This window comes from Hyphobacterium sp. (genome assembly GCF_965228115.1).
In the GTDB taxonomy this organism is placed as follows: domain Bacteria; phylum Pseudomonadota; class Alphaproteobacteria; order Caulobacterales; family Maricaulaceae; genus Hyphobacterium.
The window spans coordinates 1,030,809-1,048,215 of record NZ_OZ245794.1 but is presented as its reverse complement, the minus strand read 5'-3'; the positions used below and the strand labels follow the sequence as shown (position 1 = coordinate 1,048,215).

17 protein-coding genes are annotated in these 17,407 nt (G+C 59.2%); 9 read left to right on the top strand and 8 right to left on the bottom strand.

What is annotated here, in order from left to right:
- Positions 1-38 precede the first annotated feature (38 nt).
- From ACO079_RS05715 to ACO079_RS05705, 3 genes are read right to left on the bottom strand one after another with little or no spacing between them, the layout of a single operon-like run.
- Positions 39-755 carry a thioredoxin domain-containing protein gene (locus ACO079_RS05715; RefSeq protein ID WP_421792441.1) on the bottom strand — a complete coding sequence of 239 codons (717 nt, stop codon included), beginning with the start codon at positions 753-755 and terminating at the stop codon, positions 39-41.
- A 2-nt stretch (positions 756-757) separates the two neighbouring features.
- A complete protein-coding gene (locus tag ACO079_RS05710; RefSeq protein WP_421792440.1) occupies positions 758-1,516 on the bottom strand; it encodes a DsbA family protein in 759 nt (252 codons plus the stop codon).
- Between the two features lie 4 nt (positions 1,517-1,520).
- Positions 1,521-2,036 (bottom strand): DciA family protein, encoded by a 516-nt coding sequence (locus ACO079_RS05705; protein WP_421792439.1) that lies wholly within the window; start codon positions 2,034-2,036, stop codon positions 1,521-1,523.
- Between the two features lie 47 nt (positions 2,037-2,083).
- On the opposite strand from ACO079_RS05705, the gene mutY reads away from it, so the two are divergent.
- The gene (gene mutY / locus ACO079_RS05700; RefSeq protein ID WP_421792437.1) at positions 2,084-3,151 is read left to right on the top strand and encodes an A/G-specific adenine glycosylase; all 1,068 of its coding nucleotides are present in this window, start codon (positions 2,084-2,086) and stop codon (positions 3,149-3,151) included.
- A gap of 63 nt (positions 3,152-3,214) precedes the next feature.
- On the opposite strand, the gene ACO079_RS05695 is transcribed toward mutY, so the two are convergent.
- The 4 genes from ACO079_RS05695 to ACO079_RS05680 all read right to left on the bottom strand — a co-directional run bounded on the left by ACO079_RS05695 (position 3,215) and on the right by ACO079_RS05680 (position 8,120).
- The gene (locus ACO079_RS05695; RefSeq protein WP_421792919.1) at positions 3,215-4,243 is read right to left on the bottom strand and encodes a site-specific DNA-methyltransferase; all 1,029 of its coding nucleotides are present in this window, start codon (positions 4,241-4,243) and stop codon (positions 3,215-3,217) included.
- A 131-nt stretch (positions 4,244-4,374) separates the two neighbouring features.
- Positions 4,375-4,944: a ribonuclease HII gene (locus ACO079_RS05690; protein WP_421792436.1), complete on the bottom strand. Its 570-nt coding sequence runs from the start codon at positions 4,942-4,944 to the stop codon at positions 4,375-4,377.
- Positions 4,945-6,067: 1,123 nt separating this feature from the next.
- The gene (locus ACO079_RS05685) at positions 6,068-7,201 is read right to left on the bottom strand and encodes a PA0069 family radical SAM protein (RefSeq protein WP_421792435.1); all 1,134 of its coding nucleotides are present in this window, start codon (positions 7,199-7,201) and stop codon (positions 6,068-6,070) included.
- Positions 7,202-7,292: 91 nt separating this feature from the next.
- Positions 7,293-8,120 (bottom strand): uracil-DNA glycosylase, encoded by an 828-nt coding sequence (locus ACO079_RS05680; protein WP_421792434.1) that lies wholly within the window; start codon positions 8,118-8,120, stop codon positions 7,293-7,295.
- Positions 8,121-8,235: 115 nt separating this feature from the next.
- On the opposite strand from ACO079_RS05680, the gene ACO079_RS05675 reads away from it, so the two are divergent.
- Genes ACO079_RS05675 through ACO079_RS05660 form a run of 4 tightly spaced genes read left to right on the top strand, consistent with a single transcriptional unit; the run spans position 8,236 to position 13,548 of the window.
- Positions 8,236-9,906: an electron transfer flavoprotein-ubiquinone oxidoreductase gene (locus ACO079_RS05675; RefSeq protein WP_421792433.1), complete on the top strand. Its 1,671-nt coding sequence runs from the start codon at positions 8,236-8,238 to the stop codon at positions 9,904-9,906.
- A gap of 44 nt (positions 9,907-9,950) precedes the next feature.
- On the top strand, positions 9,951-11,672 hold the full coding sequence (locus ACO079_RS05670) for a tetratricopeptide repeat protein (RefSeq protein WP_421792432.1): 1,722 nt from the start codon (positions 9,951-9,953) through the stop codon (positions 11,670-11,672).
- Complete coding sequence (locus tag ACO079_RS05665; RefSeq protein ID WP_421792430.1) at positions 11,669-12,550, top strand: 4-(cytidine 5'-diphospho)-2-C-methyl-D-erythritol kinase; 882 nt, start codon at positions 11,669-11,671, stop codon at positions 12,548-12,550. Before ACO079_RS05670 ends, ACO079_RS05665 begins: the two co-directional genes overlap by 4 nt.
- A complete protein-coding gene (locus ACO079_RS05660; protein ID WP_421792428.1) occupies positions 12,547-13,548 on the top strand; it encodes a glycosyltransferase family 4 protein in 1,002 nt (333 codons plus the stop codon). The genes ACO079_RS05665 and ACO079_RS05660 overlap by 4 nt, the downstream gene beginning before the upstream one ends.
- On the opposite strand, the gene ACO079_RS05655 is transcribed toward ACO079_RS05660, so the two are convergent.
- The gene (locus ACO079_RS05655) at positions 13,549-14,589 is read right to left on the bottom strand and encodes a polyprenyl synthetase family protein (RefSeq protein WP_421792427.1); all 1,041 of its coding nucleotides are present in this window, start codon (positions 14,587-14,589) and stop codon (positions 13,549-13,551) included.
- Positions 14,590-14,709: 120 nt separating this feature from the next.
- Here ACO079_RS05655 and ACO079_RS05650 point away from each other — a divergent pair, with 120 nt between their 5' ends.
- From ACO079_RS05650 to ACO079_RS05635, 4 genes are all read left to right on the top strand, one after another.
- Positions 14,710-14,931: a DUF2007 domain-containing protein gene (locus tag ACO079_RS05650; protein ID WP_421792425.1), complete on the top strand. Its 222-nt coding sequence runs from the start codon at positions 14,710-14,712 to the stop codon at positions 14,929-14,931.
- A complete protein-coding gene (locus ACO079_RS05645) occupies positions 14,924-15,652 on the top strand; it encodes a tRNA1(Val) (adenine(37)-N6)-methyltransferase (RefSeq protein ID WP_421792424.1) in 729 nt (242 codons plus the stop codon). The genes ACO079_RS05650 and ACO079_RS05645 overlap by 8 nt, the downstream gene beginning before the upstream one ends.
- Before the next feature lie 280 nt (positions 15,653-15,932).
- Positions 15,933-16,814, top strand: a complete 882-nt coding sequence (locus ACO079_RS05640; protein WP_421792422.1) for a glycine--tRNA ligase subunit alpha — start codon at positions 15,933-15,935, stop codon at positions 16,812-16,814.
- Entirely contained in the window at positions 16,811-17,404 is a 594-nt protein-coding gene (locus ACO079_RS05635) for a glutathione S-transferase family protein (RefSeq protein ID WP_421792420.1), read from the top strand. Before ACO079_RS05640 ends, ACO079_RS05635 begins: the two co-directional genes overlap by 4 nt.
- The last annotated feature ends 3 nt before the right edge of the window (positions 17,405-17,407 follow it).

Below are 17,407 nucleotides of genomic sequence, written 5' to 3'. Positions count from 1 at the left end.
CGACGGTCTTCCGCCCGCTGGCTGCCGTCTAGTCCACCCTATTCGCCGGTGTTTTCACCGTGCTCATAGGCCAGATACAAAATGATTCGCCGGAATGTGTCAGCGTCATGACTGGAAGGCACCAGATCGCCTTCCAGCATCAAAGGTTCACCATCTACATGATAAACATAGGCTAATCCGTCCGGCGTTGGGTCCGTCGTCAACAAATAATTGTTGATAAAGAAGGCCGGAGTGCCCGTGGCGCCATCCTCGATCGATTGTTGATGCCGCGCGAGAACAGCATTCTGTACCGATTCATTGGCCAGACAGGCATCCACATCTTCCTGCGACAGACCCAGCGCATTGCCCACCTGATAGTAGACAGGGGCCGGGCTTTCCTGGTTCTGCACCAGCTCGAAGACCTGTGTCTGGGTTTCAAACAACAGGTGCAACGCGTTGAAATACTGATCATCTGCCGCGCAATCGGCGATCATGAAGCCGATGGCGGCCAGCTGGGGCTGACCGGTCAGCATTTCCCGGTAGATGAAGCGCATCTCTCCGGATGAAATGAATTCGTCCTGCACCATCGGCCAGACTTCCTGATACCAGGAGCGGCAGTGCGGGCAGGACACCGACGCATATTCGACCATGACTATTGGCGCATCGAGATTGCCAACGGCCATATCGCCTTCGCGTTCTTCACCGGGGTGCGGCGTTTGTGCGAGCGCGGTGGTACCAAGGCCGAAGGCCAGAAGCAGGGCGGAAAGCGTGCGCATGATCATTCTGTTTCGCCGGCCGGTGCCGTTTCGCCGCCCGTGGCCTCGACCACGAAATGATCCAGCAACTGGACGAAGATTTCTTCGGTCACGACCGCCGGAACGGTCTCGCCATTGATCATGACAGGCGCGCCATTCCAGAAATAGACCAGCTGGCCGCCGGAACGCTCGGCATCCAGGATATGGCCGTTGATGATGAAACGCGGCGTGCCATCAATCCCGTCTTCCACGGCCTGATTGTGGGCATCCATCACGGTCTGGCGCAGCTCCGCATCCGTGATGCATTCTTCGAACTGCTGCCGGGACATGCCCACCGTTTCGGCGATGTTGCGGAACTCCTGGCGCGCGCCGGTCGGGCTTTGCGCGGCTGTGAAGATCGCCTGTTGTTGCGAGAACAGAAGATCGATCACGTCGAAATAACGGTCCGCCGGGGCACAGCGCGCCAACATGAAGCCGGCTTGCGCGAGACGCGGCTCACTGGTCAGCATTTCCCGGAAGACGAGGCGGACCTGACCGGTATCAATAAAGCGTTCTTCGATGGCCGGCAAAACCTGATCATGGAACTGGGCGCAGGCCGGACAGGAGGTCGAGGCATATTCGATCATCGTCACGGGTGCATCCGCCGAGCCCTTGGCGAAATCGCCTTCACGTTCGTATTGCGTGATGCCCCCCGATGAGGAAGAGCCTCCGCCGCCGCAAGCAGCAAGCACGAGCGAGCCGGCCAGAGCCGACAGCGTAACAATCCGGCGGGACAACACCATAATCTCAGTCTCCACGTTCGCGGGCCCTGAAGGCCGCATCCAAGCGATTGAGCGCGGAAGATAGCCGCGCATCGGGGTCAATCTCCACCCCCTCTGACATACGGGATTTCACTTCACGGTTCTGAAGCCCTGACGCTGCCTTTCCGCTGAGACGCGGCTGGCCCTGCCGGACCCGCAAGCGTGTCGGGGCGCTGCGGCCCATAATCATCTCCAAACGCTCGAGAATACGCGGCGCATCGGCTTCGATCAGAGCCCCGGCCGGACCCTTTGCGAGGATATAGAGCGTCTGGCCCTTCAGGCTGTCGGGGGAGGTCCACCCCGCCAGCCGCTCACCGACAATCTCGCTCCAATGTTCCTTCAGCCGGTCGGTGCCCGGGCCGAACTTTTGCGCCAGTGGTTTGAGAATTTTCGCCGCCGCCCGCCCGGCCGGCGGCGCGCCCTTGTATTGAGCGCGTCCGCGGCGATCTTTCAGATAGCGCGCAGCCAGCGTTTCCAGAGAAGGGGATTTACGGTCGGGCATGTCATCCATCGTTGCCAAGCTGCCGCGCCAAGACAAGTTAAAACGCCATGTCGAACGCGTCTGATCTTCCTATCCCCGAGCTGCGAAGAACATTGCTCGACTGGTATGACCGGGAAGGCCGGACCTTGCCCTGGAGGATCCGCCCTGAGAATCGCGCGGCGGGAAAGGTGGCCGATCCCTATGCCGTCTGGCTGTCGGAAATCATGCTGCAACAGACCACCGTACAGCACGCGACGCCCTATTATTTCAAATTTCTGGAACGCTGGCCGACAGTGCACGATCTGGCCGCCGCAGAGGATGATAACGTGTTCGCAGCCTGGGCCGGGCTGGGATATTATGCGCGGGCTCGAAACCTGCTGGCGTGCGCGCGGGCTATCTCAAAGGCAGGCGGCGAATTTCCCAGCGAAGAAAAGGACTTGCTCGCTCTGCCGGGCATAGGTCCCTACACAGCCGCAGCAATCCGCGCGGCAGCGTTTGATAAGCCCGCCAGCGTCGTCGATGGGAATGTGGAGCGCGTCATCACCCGGCTGCGCACGATCCCGCGCCCGGTGATCAAGGCCAAATCCGAGATCAAAGCCATCGCGGCAGAGATCGCTTCGCCGGATCGGCCGGGCGATTATGCGCAAGCGATTATGGATCTGGGGGCGACGGTCTGCACGCCGCGCAGTCCGGACTGTGGTGCATGCCCGTGGAATTTTGCCTGCAAGGCGCGTGCAGAAGGCAAACCGGAAAAATATCCGGTCAAACCGCCGAAAAAAGTCAAACCTCATAAGCACGCCATCGGGTTTGCGGTGTTCCGGGGGTCAAAAATCTGGCTGCGCAAGCGGCCTGAGAAAGGCCTCCTCGGCGGAATGCTGGAGTTGCCCTCCACCGATTGGCGCGTGGAAAATTGGGCGGAGGCAGAAGCCGCCGTCGATGCGCCATTCCGCGCCGATTGGCAAAAGCGTGGAACCGTTTCTCACGTATTCACGCATTTCACGCTGGATATGGAGATCTGGCGCGCCGAAGCGGCTGAGGACTGGCAGCCGGACGCTGGTGACTGGTATGAGGCTGCCGATATGGATCAGCTGGCCCTTCCGAGCCTGATGAAGAAAGCGATCAGGCCTTGTTTTTAAGCTTCTAGAGGAATTTCAGCAAAAGTGGGAACCGGTTTTGCGGTTCGAAATTCCGGCTAAAAATCACGCCTCTAAAGCCGCGCGGATTTCAGCGCGCAGCGTATCAATCGGGGCAAGTGCGCCCTTCTTGCGGATATGCCAGAACGTCCAGCCATTACAGGACGGCGCATTCTGGATCTCCGCCCCGACCTTGTGGATCGAGCCTTCAATCCGGCCTGAAACAATAGAGCCATCGGCGCGAACGCGTGCGGTGCGCTTGCCCTTTGAATCATATAGCAAATCGCCCGGCTTCACCATGCCGCGCTCAACCAGATTGCCGAACGGAATGCGCGGTTCAGAGCGCTTGGACTTGGTGACGGCCAGCATGTCATCGGCGGCAGGGCGGATCGCGTTCAAACGCTCGGTCGCGACGGCGACATACTCATCCTCGCGCTCAATACCGATATAGTTCCGGCCCAGGCGTTTGGCGGCGGCCCCGGTCGTACCCGTGCCAAAAAACGGATCAAGGATGAGATCACCCGGATCGCTGGTCGCCAGCAAAACGCGATGCAACAGGGCTTCCGGTTTCTGGGTCGGGTGCGCCTTCTTGCCATCGGACGCCTTGATGCGTTCGGAGCCCGAGCAGATCGGCAAAACCCAGTCTGAACGCATCTGCACGCCATCATTCAGCGCCTTCATGGCGGCATAATTGAAGGTCGGCTTGGCGTCCTTGGATTTGGCCGCCCAGATCAGGGTCTCATGCGCATTGGTAAAGCGCGTGCCCTTGAAATTCGGCATCGGATTGGTTTTGCGCCAGATCACATCATTCATGATCCAGAAGCCCATATCCTGAAGGAAAGAGCCCAGGCGGAAGATGTTGTGATAGGCGCCCATCACCCAGATGGCGCCATTGGGTTTTAATATGCGCTTGGCCTCTTCCATCCAGGCGCAGGAAAACAGGTCGTAATCATCATGATTGCCAATCTGGTCCCAATCAGCATCCACGGCAGAAACTTTTGAATTATCAGGACGATGGAGGTCGCCGCCAAGCTGGAGATTATAGGGCGGGTCCGCAAAGATGAGATCGATGCACGCATCCGGCAGCGAACGCATGACCTCCACGCATTCGCCTTGCAGAATCTGATTGACCGGCAGCTTGTCCCGCACCGCTTTACTCCACCCGCTTGACCACCATAGCAGCCCAGACTCGCTCAAACAGCCCTAATGCGGGGTTAAACCGGAAGCTAAACGAGGGAGGGCTGGCGCATGGGCGAAAAACTCATCCGGTGGAGAGGGCAGGGGCCGTGGGTGGCAATGGCATCCAGATGAGTGCGCGCGGCATAGCCCTTATGACCTTCAAAGCCATAGACCGGGAACCGGTTGGCGGCCCGGATCATCAGCTGATCCCGCACGGTTTTGGCGATGATGGAGGCGGCGGAGATGGCCGGCTCCAGCGCATCGCCGCCAATGATAAAGCGCGCCGGGGCGGGCAGGTTTTCCGGTGTGCGGTTGCCATCAATCAGGAATTCGGCGGGTGTTCCGCTCAGTCGAAACGCTGCGCGGCGCATGGCGGTCATGGTGGCCTGCAGAATATTGATCCGGTCAATCTCTTCGGGCTCTGACAGGCCAACGCCGACAAGCGCGCTTTCATAGATCTGTTCCGCCAGTGCAAGGCGGCGCTTTTCGGTCAGCTTCTTGGAATCATTCAGGCCTTCAATGGGTTCGCGCAGGATCACCGCCGCCGCCACCACGGGTCCGGCCAGCGGGCCTCTGCCTGCCTCGTCTATGCCTGCGATAGTATGCATGTCGTTCATCGGTATTTGCTAGCCTGATTGCTGACGGCTCTAAAACCCCTCACCCTCGAACACTCGCCTTTACGAAGGCTCGTATTCTTTCCCTCTCCCTCGAGGGAGAGGGAAGAGCGCGAATTCGCAGAGCGATGAGCGGTCAGGGTGAGGGGTTGAGAAACGCAACTTCTTTGTCATCCCGGATGTCGCGGAGCGGCAGTCCGGGACCCATGCCGTGTTGTTGATGTTCCAGCATGGGTTCCGGGCTCACGCTCCGCGTGCCCCGGAATGACGCGTGTGTTCGCGGATAACCCAAACTTATCCCCGCCCGCCAAACCTCCCCCATAATGACCCCACCTCACACCTCATGGAGCAGCGGGCTGCAGGCCGTCTGGAGACTTTGGTGAGAGGGGGATGCCTCGAGTGGGGGCGGTGTAACGAGCCGAGCCCATGAAAGAGCGCCTGGGCGCGCGTCGTCTCCGGATGAACGGAGGCGTACGGGACACCCTTGCAGGACATGAGGATGGAACAGGTCTTCAGACGAGTCCGGGAAGAAAACAGCGGACAGCGACTCTGGAGAAACCGGCCATCGGTTGGGCGCAAAGTATCGCGGCCCATGCGGTTCGGCGGGCTGGTTGAAGCCATACCCTAAGCGGTCCCGGACAGGCGAAAAGACATCCCGCGCGGGAGGCCTCATAAGCCACCCACACACAAAGTTTTCGGCTTGCGAGATACCTCCCGCGCGCTGCTTCTACCCTCGTACCTCGCGGTGAAAGCCGGCGGGGGTGTTGGTGCAGGTGTTTTCCCCTCCCCACACAGGGGGAGGGGATTCAGGATGCGAGCGTCGACTTAGGGCTCGAGATAAAATTGAATTTCGTTCTGACTCCGACTTTTTCAGAAAAGGGATAAATTTCTGGAAACGAAAAAGCCGGCTTTCACTATGCCTGAGATGCGATAACGGCAATTAGAATGAGAGCACCGGAAACAACAAAACCTAATATATAACGCCGATATAGCGAGAGATCGTCGATATGATGTTGAATGCGATCTAGAAGATTGCTCATCACAATACCTCCGGGCTAACGGTGCTGCTTAATTAATCCGTATACCAATAAAAAAAGAATTGCAAACCTGACCGGTTTCAGGGCCCTCAAAACAAACTCCCCTGATTGCCGCGGGCGAGGGGGCGTTCGAAGAGATCACAGCGCAGGCCCGGTCCACGGGTTTTCAGGCCATAGCGCTCAATCGCCTTGCGGAAGCGGCTGGCGAGCAGGCGCGCATAGGGCCCATCGCCGCGCTGGCGCTTGCCGAAGGCTGAATCATATTCCTCGCCGCCGCGCGTCTGGCGCACCAGCGACATGACATGAGACGCGCTGTCGGGCCGTGTGGTCGCCAGCCATTCCTTGAACAGGCCTTTGATTTCCATGGGCAGGCGCAGGAGGACATATCCCGCCGAGATCGCTCCGGCATCAGCGGCGGCCTGAAGGATGGCTTCGAGCTCGCGATCATTGAGCGCCGGGATCATGGGCGCGGCCATGATGGTGACGGGAATGCCCGCCTCGGTAAGGCCGCGCACGGCATCCAGACGGCGGCCGGGCGTGGCGGCGCGCGGTTCCATGTCCCGCGCCAGGCGCCGGTCCAGCGTGGTGATGGAAATAGCGGCGCGAAACAGGCCGCGCTTGGCCATGGGGGCAATGATGTCCAGATCCCGCAGGATAAGGGCCGATTTGGTGATGACGCTGACCGGATGGCTGAACTCGGCACAGACTTTCAGAATGTCGCGGGTGATCTGTTCGTCGCGTTCAATCGGCTGATAGCAATCAGTGTTCGCACCGATGACAATCGGTTCCACGCGGTAATGCCGATCGAGAAAGGCGCGCTCCAGCAACTTGGCCGCTTCGGGCTTTTTGAAGATGACGCTCTCGAAATCCAGCCCCGGCGAATAGCCCCAATAAGCGTGGCTGGGCCGGGCATAACAATAGACGCAGCCATGCTCGCACCCGCGATAGGGATTGATCGATTTGTTGAATGAAATATCCGGCGAATTATTTCGCGTCACAATCGAACGCGAGGCATCAATCAGGGTGACGGTGCGCAATTGCTCCGGCTCCGGATCGCTCTCACGCCAGCCATCATCGAAGGGCTCATAGGCCTGGTCTTCGAACCGGTTGGTGCGGTTGGAGCGCGCGCCACGGCCTCTCGGCTGCAAAGGCGTGGGCAAGGGATCACCGGTTAGGTCGGTGTGCTGATTCAGACAGGGCGGGGTACGGGGGGATTTGGCCATGGTCAGGATTATGTTCCTATTAAGAGAACAAATCAAGAACGGAAATCGCCAGTATTCACACCCTTGTCATCCCGGCGAAAGCCGGGCTGCGCTACGCTTCCGCCCGCTTCACCACTTCCAGCCAGTCGCGCCAGGCGCGAGCTTTTTCCTGCGGGCGGCGCAAGAGGAAGGCGGGGTGGAAAATCGGCATGGCGTCAACATGCTCACCCGCTTCGCCATCGGCATCTTTCAGCCGGTATTCCGACCAGCGGCCGCGCAGTTTCATGATGCCGGTCTGGGCGCGCATCAGGGCTTGTGCCGAAACCCCGCCGGCGAAGACGAGGACTTTCGGCTTGATGAGCGCAATATGCCGCTCAATCAGCGGCAGGCAGATGGCAATTTCCTCGGTCGAAGGGTTGCGATTACCAGGTGGGCGCCAGTTCAGGATGTTGGAAATGTAGATATCGGTTTCCGGGTCGAGGCCCGAGGCGCGGATCATTTTATCCAGCAATTGCCCGGAGCGACCCACAAAGGGCTTGCCTTGCTCGTCTTCATCGCGGCCAGGGGCTTCGCCGACGATCATGATGGTGGCGTCCGGATTACCCCGGCTGAAGACGGTGTTGCGGGCGGTGCGCTTCAGGGCGCAACCATCGAAATTCTCAATGGCGAACTTCAGCTCTTCGAGCGTGTTGGCCTTGGCCACCGCTTTTCGCGCATCGGCTGGATCGCCGTCGGCCTGGCCAAAACCAGCCGCCTGAGCCGCTTGGGGCGTCGCAATGGCGGGTTTTTCCCGCACCGGGTCGCGGCGTTCCGCAGGAGAGGGGGCCGGCGCGCGGGCCGGGCGTTTGGGAGGCGGCAGGGTCTCGGTGTCAATGCCCATGTCCTCCCACCAGCCGGTGAGCGCTTTCATTGCCAGGTTTTTGTCATTCGGTTCGGACATTGAGACGCAAGCAGGTCGGCTGGTAACACACAGAAAGGGCTCTAGATGAACATTGTTCGCTAAGCTAAGACACAATTCACTGGAAGCGAAGTCTGCGGGGCAAGGAGCGGCATTTATGTCCGAAGAGATTCAGCGCGAGTCGATGGAATATGACGTCATTATCGTCGGAGCGGGACCGGCCGGGCTGGCGGCCTCCATCCGGCTGAAACAGATGGCGGCCGAGGCCGGGTCCGACATTTCCGTTGCCGTGCTGGAAAAGGGCGGTGAGGTCGGTGCGCATATTCTCTCCGGCGTAGTGGTTGATCCCAAAGCGCTGGACGAATTGCTGCCCGACTGGCGGACACAGGATTGCCCGCTGAATACCGAGGTGAAGGATGATATTTTCCTCGCCCTGTCAGAGCATGGCAGTTTCCAGTTTCCCAATTTCGCCTTCCCGCCCTTCATGTCGAACCATGGCTGTTACACGGGCTCTTTGGGCGCGCTATGCCAGTGGATGGGCACGCACGCCGAAGCGCTGGGCGTTGAGATATATCCCGGCTTTGCCGCCGCTGACTTCATAGAGGAAGGCGGTGTCATCAAGGGCGTCGTCACCGGGGATTTCGGTGTGGGCCGGGATGGCAGCCAGAAAGATGGCTACATGCCGGGTATGGAGCTGCGCGGTAAATACACCCTGATCGGTGAGGGTGCGCGCGGGTCTTTGTCGAAGAAGTTGATTGAGAAATTCAACCTCGATGACGAGTCGGATCCCCAGAAATACGGCATCGGTCTGAAAGAGCTGTGGCGGGTTCAGCCCGACAAGCACAAGCCGGGAACGGTTCAGCACACAATGGGCTGGCCACTGGACAACAACACGGGCGGCGGCTCCTTCCTCTATCACTGGGGCGATAATCTGGTGTCCGTCGGGTTCGTGGTCCATCTGAACTACAAGAACCCGTACATCTCGCCGTTTGAAGAATTCCAACGGATGAAGACCCATCCGCAAATCCGCGAACTGTTTGAAGGCGCCGAGCGCCTGTCCTACGGAGCCCGCGCCATTACCGAGGGCGGTTATCAATCCGTGCCGAAGCTCGCCTTTCCGGGCGGGGCCTTGATTGGTTGTTCAGCCGGCTTTGTGAATGTGCCGCGGATCAAGGGCAGCCATAACGCCATGAAAACCGGCATGTTAGCGGCCGAAAGTGTTTTTGCCGCCGTCAGCGAAGGGCGAGAGGGCGATACGCTCGGCGATTATCAAGCCGCTTACGAAGCGTCCTGGGTGGCCAAAGATTTGAAGCTGGTGCGGAATGTCAAACCGCTCTGGTCAAAGTTCGGTACTTTCTTCGGCATTTTGCTGGGCGGAATGGATATGTGGATGAATTACATCCTCAAAGGATTCTCGCTGTTCGGCACGATGAAGCATGGTAAAACGGATGCCCAATCGTTGGAGCCTGCAGCAAACCATAAAAAGATCGACTATCCGAAACCGGATGGCGTTTTGACGTTTGACCGGCTGTCCTCGGTGTTCATTTCAAACACCAATCATGAGGAAGATCAGCCGGTTCATTTGAAAGTGGCCGATCTGGACCTCCAGAAGGCCAGCGAGCTGGAACAGTTCGCAGGTCCGTCCAGCCGCTATTGTCCGGCGGGCGTGTATGAATGGGTCGAGGATGAAACATCCGGCGAGATGAGTTTTGTCATCAATGCGCAGAACTGCGTGCATTGTAAGACCTGTGACATCAAGGACCCGAACCAGAACATCAACTGGACCACGCCGGAAGGCGGGCAGGGCCCGATCTATGCGAATATGTAGGCGCTTTGCCTTGCATGGCGGCCCATGCCGCGTAACGTGATGATATGAGTTTTCGCAACGCCCTTGTTTTCCTGATTGCCGGACCGCTTCTTGCGGCCTGCCAGACGACGGCGGAGGATGCGTCAGCACCGATGCTAGGGGCTGAGGACGAGGGCGTCTCTTCTTATGGCGCATTCCTTGCCGGCCGCTTTGCCGGAACCGCGCGGGATGCAGAAAGCGCTGCGGACTATTTCGCAACGGCCTTTGAACAAGAGCCGTCAAGCGCCATTCTGGCTGAGCGCACCTTCCTGTCAGCTGTTCTGTCGGGCGATCGTGAAACCGCGATCTCGGCTGGGCAGGTTGCGGTGGCCCGCGGGGATCAATCCCGGCTGGCCGGGCTATATCTGGCAGCAGATGCGCTGGCTGAACACCGCTATGAAGATGCGCTGGACTGGCTGGACGGGGAACAGCTGGGGCCGTTCAACCAGTTTATTGCCGAGCTCCTGTCGGATTGGGCCCGGGTCGGTGCGGGAGATATGGATGGCGCCCGGCTCCGCGCGGAAACAACCTCGGTTCCGGGGTATGCAGCGGCCTATCTGACGATGCATCGTGCCTTGTTGGCCGACATGGACCGGGATGAAGTCGCCGCAGATGGCGCCTATCAGGCCGCGATCTCTGAAAGCCCGTTTACCCGTGTAGCGGTCGCTCTTTATGGCGATTTTCTGCTGCGAGAACGGCGCAGGGATGAAGCCGTGGCGCTTTATGACCGGTATCTGCAGCAGCAGCCGCAGGAACGCAGCATCACCGAAGCCCGCCGCATTGCAGCAGAAACCCGCCGCACACCTCGTCGCATGTCTGTTCCTCAAGCCGCAGCGCGGGCGCTATTCGGGCCGTCTGCAGCTTTGGCCTCGCAAGCGGATATCGATCTGTCGGTGGTCTATCTTCGGCTGACCAACCGGCTGGATGATCAATACGCTCCCGCCACCGTGCTGTTGGCCGGTGCGCTGGAACGAACCGGCCTGGAAGAGGCCGCGCTGGAGGCGTATCAAACGGTTCCGGAAGGACCTTTCCGCCTGCCGGCCGATATCGACCGGATCTGGCTGCAAGCACGGCTGGGTGATGTGGATCGGTCGCTCGCAGAAGCACGTGAGATTGCGGCCGGGAATGCTTCTCCGGAAGCCCAGCTGGTTTATGCAGACCTATTGCGATCCAATGGCCAGTTCACATTGGCGGCGGAATACTACACCGCTGCGCTGGATCAGCGATTGGCCGCGGGACTGGTACCGGACTGGCGCTATTTTTACTTCCGCGCGATTTGCTATGAACAGACCGACCGCTGGGGACAGGCGGAGGCTGATTTCCAGTCAGCTCTCAGAATCTCGCCAAACGAAGCCGAAGTGCTGAATTATCTCGGCTATATGTGGGTCATTCGCGGCGAACACATCGACGAAGCGTTTGAAATGATCGAGCGGGCTGCGACGCTGGAACCTGAGCGCGGTCATATCATCGACAGCCTGGGCTGGGCGCATTATGTGCGCGGAAATTATGAAGCGGCTGTCCGCTACCTGGAGCGGGCCGTCGAATTGTCGCCCGAGGCCCCGACCATTAATTATCACCTCGGCGACGCCTACTGGCAGGTTGGCCGGCGTCTTGAAGCACGGTTCCAGTGGGAACGGGCCCTGTCCTTGGAGCCTGGCGAGGATGAACGCGTCGGACTGATGGCGCGCCTTGCAGGTCAGCCGCCTGAGGCTCCGGCGACTCGATATGCGGACGCCGTTACGCGTTGAATACTGAATTTGCCCCGGCGAAAATCAATCTGACACTTCGAGTGGGAGCTGTTCGCGAGGATGGCTACCACCCGATTGATTCCCTTGTGGTGTTTGCCGATTGGGGGGACCGGCTTTCCCTGAAGCCGGCGGCAGATCTAAGTCTGCAGATCACAGGCCCACAGGCCGGTGGCATTCCGCCAGGCGATGACAATCTTGTTCTGCGCGCCACTCGGGCACTGGCGAAAGCCGCAGGCCGGACGGCCACCGGTCACTTAACGCTCGACAAAAACATACCCGCCGGGGCCGGAATAGGCGGCGGGTCGGCAGATGCGGCTGCGGCGCTGCGCTTGTTCAATCGCTTATGGGAATTGGATTGGCCACTGGACATGCTGGCCGGGATCGGTGCCGAGATTGGCTCGGATGTTCCGGCTTGTGTCTGGTCGCAACCCTTGCGAATGACCGGGCGCGGTGAACGTATCCGCAGAATCGAGGACTGGCCGGACTTTCCGGCGCTGCTAGTCAATCCCGGCAAGTCCGTAACAACTGCGGATGTCTTCCGGGCGTTCGATCAAATGTCGCAGAACACAGGAACGGCGTTCCGGGCTCCGGAAATGCAAACGACGGCCAGCTTGCTCGCGGCTCTGGCAGAAGCCACGAATGATTTGACCGAACCCGCCCTTCAAACAGAACCGGCGATCGCCCAGATCCTGAACGCTCTGGACGTAACGGGTAAGCCCGCACTGGTGCGGATGTCGGGTTCAGGTGCGACCTGTTTTGCGCTGTATGGCAGCATTGACGACCGGAACTATGCAGACGCTCAGCTGAAATCAACTTATCCCCACTGGCATTGTTTCCCGGTATTATTGGCGGGCGCCACCGGGATTTCGACGTCATGACCTCGCCTCTTGTTTTTGCCGGATTCGTGCTTGCCGTGGCGGTCAGCTGGCTGGTTAAGCGCGCGGCGATCCTCGATCATCCCAATCAGCGCTCGAGCCATTCCAAACCCGTTCCACGCAGTGGAGGCTTCGGCGTTCTGGCGGCGATTGGCTTCGGTCTGTTACTCGCTGCAATGAATAGCGACGGGCCCGCTGTACTGCCGCTTGCCCTCGCCGGTGTCGGGTTTGGTATTCTGGGATTCTGGGACGATTTGGCAGCGCCTGCGACGATTTTGAAATTTGCCATTATTGTTGTCCTGGCCGCCGGCATTGTCTGGCTGGCCGGACCAGTGGAGGCGATCGGACTATTGGGCGATACCGCCTTCGCGTTGCCTTTTGTCGTCGGATTGGTGGGGTCAGTTCTCTGGATATTCGTGGCGGCCAACGCCACAAATTTCATGGACGGATCGGACGGGTTGATCGTTGCGGTTTTTTTGCCGGTCGGTTTGGGGCTGGCCCTTATAGGGGACGGCGCGGTTGCAACAGTGGGCCTGATGCTGGCCGCCGGGCTGGTGGGATTTGCCGTCTTTAACGTACCACGCGCGGTTCTGTTTCTGGGCGATGTGGGATCCCTATCCATCGGGGCGGTTTTCGCTGTTGCCGCGCTGTTGCTGATTGAAGCACCCGGACAGGTCTGGCTATTTCCGTTGATGATTTTGCCGGTTTTGACGGATGTGCTGTTGACGCTGGTCGGCAAACTCCGCCACCGGATCGGGTTTCTTGCGCCCCACAGGACGCATGCTTATCAACTGCTGATCCGAATGGGGTGGGCCCATTGGCAGGTCGCGCTCGGCTTCCTGATCCTGTCCAGCGTCTGCACCGGGGTGACTTGCTGGATGTATGAAAGCGAGACCCACGCTCTGGCGCTCCCGGTCTTTATTGCAGCTGTGATTGTCCTGAGCGGCTTGCACGCCACAGTGCGATTAAAGGCCTCAAGGCAAGGTCTGTTAAAGCCGTAATCAGCTGGCGCGCTGGACGACGAAATCTGTCAGATCCTGAAGCGCCGTTTTCCACTGATTATCCGGGAAGATATCCAGAGCTGTCCGCGCCGTGTTGGCTTTCTCGGCGGCCAGCTCAATGGTGCCGCGTAAGGCATCATGGCGCTGTAAATAGTCCATGGCGATCTCGTAGTCGCCATCTGTCTGTTCGCCATCTGCCATAACCCGGGACCAGAAGGTTTTTTCTTCTGCCGTCCCTTTTTGCAGGGCAAGCACCACAGGAATGGTCACCTTGCCTTCGCGGAAATCATCACCGGTATTCTTGCCGAGATTTTGCGCCAGACCCCCGTAATCCAGCGCATCATCAATCAGCTGGAAGGCCAGTCCCAGTTCGCGGCCATAGGTGTCAAGCGCTTCGATTTCCTGAGCCGAGCGTTTGGCGACAATGGCGGGTACCTCGGCGGCCGAGGCGAACAGGGCCGCCGTCTTGGCTTCGATGATTTCCATATAGGAGCCAACGCTGGCGTCGATATCGCCCTTGGCCGCCAGCTGGCGAACCTCGCCCTCTGCAATCACGCTAGACGCACGCGACAAGGACCGGAGGGCTTCCATGGAGCCGGCATCGACCATAAGCATGAAAGCGCGCGCAAACAGAAAATCACCGACCAGCACGCTGGGCGCATTGCCCCAGACCAGATTAGCGGCCTTCTTGCCCCGGCGCAGATCGCTGTCATCGACGACGTCATCATGCAACAGCGTTGCGGTGTGAATGAACTCAACGGCAGCCGCGAGCTTCAGATGCGCATCACCGGAATAGCCAATCATGTTGGCAGCTGCGATGGTGACCAGAGGACGCACGCGTTTCCCACCGGCCTCAACGAGGTATTTGCCCAGCTTGGGGATAAGCGGCACGGGCGATCCCATGCGCTCTATGATTAGCGCATTGACGGCGCGCATCTCGTCAGCGGCCAGCGCAGCCAGCTTCTCGGCCGCTGTTGGCTCGGCGGCGACAGCGTCGCCTGCGCTTTTCAGCGCGCGGTTGGCAATCGTGTTTATATCCAAGGGATCCTCTGGCAGCCGCCCCCTAACAGACTTGAGCAACAATAGAAACGGGTTGATGTTGCTGCAAGCTGGCAGCGCTGCGCTGATCGTCGCAGCCCATCATATAGTCGCGAGGTCGAAGTGATCGAAGTTTTCCGCACAAACAATCCCGTCGAATTGAATTACGCTGAGAGTGTTCTTCGTGATGCGGGGCTCAATCCGATCACGCTGGATGGCGAAACCGCCGGGCTTTATGGGGGGGCGGTGCCCTTCATCAAACGCCGCATCATGGTGATTGACGAAGAAGCTCATCGGGCAAAGACGGTTCTGAAAGAGGCGCTGAAGGATCTGCCGGGTGAGTGAACCGGTTACGCTTCTTGATGGCCGGGTGATCGCGCGGCAACCAGAGGCCGGTTTCCGGTCCGGGCTGGATGCAGTGCTGCTGGGGGCGTCGATCGACATCAAGCCGGAACATGTCGGCATGGAATTTGGCTGTGGAACCGGGGCTGCCATGCTGGTGGCGGCGTTTCACAACACCGTCAGCCGATTTCAGGGGTTTGATAAGGAGCCGCTGCTTGTGGGGATGGCCGCAGAAAATATTGACGCGAATGGCTGGAAAGACCGGGTGACGGCGTTTCAGGCCGATGTGGGAAACCCCGGCCATCTGGGGTTGGCCCATCAGGTGTTCTTCAACCCGCCTTATTTTGATGATGCGCGCAAGATCATTTCACCCAAGGAACTAAAGCGTTCCTCCTATTTGTCCGGCGAAGTGCCGCTGGAAAACTGGATCAAGCTGGCCAATCAGGTGCTGACTCCCAAGGGACGGATGACGTTGGTGCATCGGGCCGACCGGCTGAGTGATATTCTGGGCTATGCGAAGAAATGGTTTGGCGATGTGGTGATTAAACCGGTCGCGCCCTATGCGGATCAACCGGCCAAGCGGATTCTGGTCTCAGCCAGGAAAGGGACGAACGGGCCGATGAAGATATTGCGGCCGCTGGTGCTGCATGATGGCTCGGACCAGAAATACACCGATGAGGCGGAAGCGATCTTGCGGGGGAAGGACCGGATTGATCTGAGCTGACGATGTTTCCTTTGCAGGCAGGGAAACAACCCGTTCGTCATCGTCCGGCTTGACCGGACGATCTCAGAGACCCTCCGATCAAGCCGGAGGGTGACGAGTAACATTTCGAAGCGGCTACATGTATTCTTTAGCCCCCTCCGTCAGCTCCGCTGACACCTCCGCCGTAAACAGGGGAGGACACCCATTCTACCGCTATCCCAGCTTGATTGCAGGACCGGCGTTTTCTAGTGTCCGCGCGACTTTTCAGAGGGCCGGATTTCCGGCTGCGGGGCCAGCACAAATGACCGCGAAAAACGCGCCATCCTTTCAGGAATTGATCCTGCGGCTGCAGACCTATTGGGGTGAGCAGGGCTGCGCGATTCTTCAGCCCTATGATGTTGAAGTGGGGGCGGGAACCCTGCACCCGGCGACGACGCTCCGCTCGCTGGGGCCAAAGCCCTGGCGCGCAGCTTATGTGCAGCCGTCTCGGCGTCCGTCCGATGGCCGTTATGGTGAGAACCCGAACCGGCTGCAGCATTACTACCAGTTTCAGGTTTTGCTGAAGCCATGCCCGTTTAATCTGCAGGAACTCTATCTGGGTTCGCTGGATGCGATCGGGATCGATCGCGAACTGCATGATGTGCGCTTCGTCGAGGATGACTGGGAAAACCCGACAGTTGGTGCCTGGGGGCTGGGCTGGGAAGTCTGGTGTGACGGGATGGAGGTCAGCCAGTTCACCTATTTCCAGCAGGTCGGCGGTCTGGATGTCGATCTGGTCTCCGGCGAATTGACTTATGGGCTGGAACGCCTCGCCATGTATGTGCAGGGCGTTGAGAATGTCTACGACCTCGATTTCAACGGGGCGGGCCTGAAATATGGTGATGTCTTCCAGGAGGCCGAGCGGCAGTATTCGGAATTCAATTTCGAACATGCCGATGTCGATATGTTGATGCGGCAGTTTTCGGATGCTGAAAACCAGTGCAAGGCCTTGCTGGCGCTGGATATGCCGCTGCCGCTTCCCGCCTATGATTACTGTTTGAAAGCGTCACACCTGTTCAACCTGGTCGATGCGCGCGGCGCTATTTCTGTAGCCGAACGCGCCAGCTGGATCGCCCGGGTCAGAGAATTGGCAAAAGGATGTGCCGAAGCCTGGGTCGCCCAGGAGAAAGGGGAGGCGGCATGAGCCTTGAATTTTACCACAACCCGCAATCACGCGGGGCGATGACGCATTGGCTGCTCGAAGAGATTGGCTGTGACTACACGGTCAAGCCGGTCGCCTACGAAGACGGGTCGATGCGCACGCCGGAATTTCTGGCGATCAACCCGATGGGCAAAATCCCGGCGATCAAGGATGGCGAGACCATCGTCACCGAAACGACGGCCATCGCGATTTATCTGGCCGATAAATACAAGTCGCCGAATGACCTCGCGCCCGCGCTCGATGATCCGCGCCGCGGCGAGTATTTGCGCTGGATTGCCTATCAAAGTGCGTGCATCGATCCGGCCATGATGCAGGCCGGGCTGAAATTTGAAACCAAGCGGCAACAAGCCGGTTGGGGCGATGTCGAGCTGGTGAAAGACGTGCTCGATCAGCGCCTGGCGTCCACCAGCCCGTATTTGTTCGGTGACTGGTTCACCGCCGCTGATGTGCTGATCGGGGGCGCGCTCAGCTGGGCGACTCGTTTTGAAATGTTCGAGATGCGCGAGAATTACAAAGCCTATCTTGACGCCGTGCAATCGCGTCCGGCCTTCCAGAAGGCCATGGGTGGTTAGGAC

Excerpts from the sequence above, each read along its gene's own strand:
- ACO079_RS05715 (WP_421792441.1), bottom strand. The coding sequence starts at position 755 with ATGCGCACGCTTTCCGCCCTGCTTCTGGCCTTCGGCCTTGGTACCACC.
- ACO079_RS05710 (WP_421792440.1), bottom strand. The coding sequence starts at position 1,516 with ATGGTGTTGTCCCGCCGGATTGTTACGCTGTCGGCTCTGGCCGGCTCG.
- ACO079_RS05705 (WP_421792439.1), bottom strand. The coding sequence starts at position 2,036 with ATGCCCGACCGTAAATCCCCTTCTCTGGAAACGCTGGCTGCGCGCTAT.
- mutY (WP_421792437.1), top strand. The coding sequence starts at position 2,084 with ATGTCGAACGCGTCTGATCTTCCTATCCCCGAGCTGCGAAGAACATTG.
- ACO079_RS05695 (WP_421792919.1), bottom strand. The coding sequence starts at position 4,243 with ATGCGTTCGCTGCCGGATGCGTGCATCGATCTCATCTTTGCGGACCCG.
- ACO079_RS05690 (WP_421792436.1), bottom strand. The coding sequence starts at position 4,944 with ATGAACGACATGCATACTATCGCAGGCATAGACGAGGCAGGCAGAGGC.
- ACO079_RS05685 (WP_421792435.1), bottom strand. The coding sequence starts at position 7,201 with ATGGCCAAATCCCCCCGTACCCCGCCCTGTCTGAATCAGCACACCGAC.
- ACO079_RS05680 (WP_421792434.1), bottom strand. The coding sequence starts at position 8,120 with ATGTCCGAACCGAATGACAAAAACCTGGCAATGAAAGCGCTCACCGGC.
- ACO079_RS05675 (WP_421792433.1), top strand. The coding sequence starts at position 8,236 with ATGTCCGAAGAGATTCAGCGCGAGTCGATGGAATATGACGTCATTATC.
- ACO079_RS05670 (WP_421792432.1), top strand. The coding sequence starts at position 9,951 with ATGAGTTTTCGCAACGCCCTTGTTTTCCTGATTGCCGGACCGCTTCTT.
- ACO079_RS05660 (WP_421792428.1), top strand. The coding sequence starts at position 12,547 with ATGACCTCGCCTCTTGTTTTTGCCGGATTCGTGCTTGCCGTGGCGGTC.
- ACO079_RS05640 (WP_421792422.1), top strand. The coding sequence starts at position 15,933 with ATGACCGCGAAAAACGCGCCATCCTTTCAGGAATTGATCCTGCGGCTG.
- ACO079_RS05635 (WP_421792420.1), top strand. The coding sequence starts at position 16,811 with ATGAGCCTTGAATTTTACCACAACCCGCAATCACGCGGGGCGATGACG.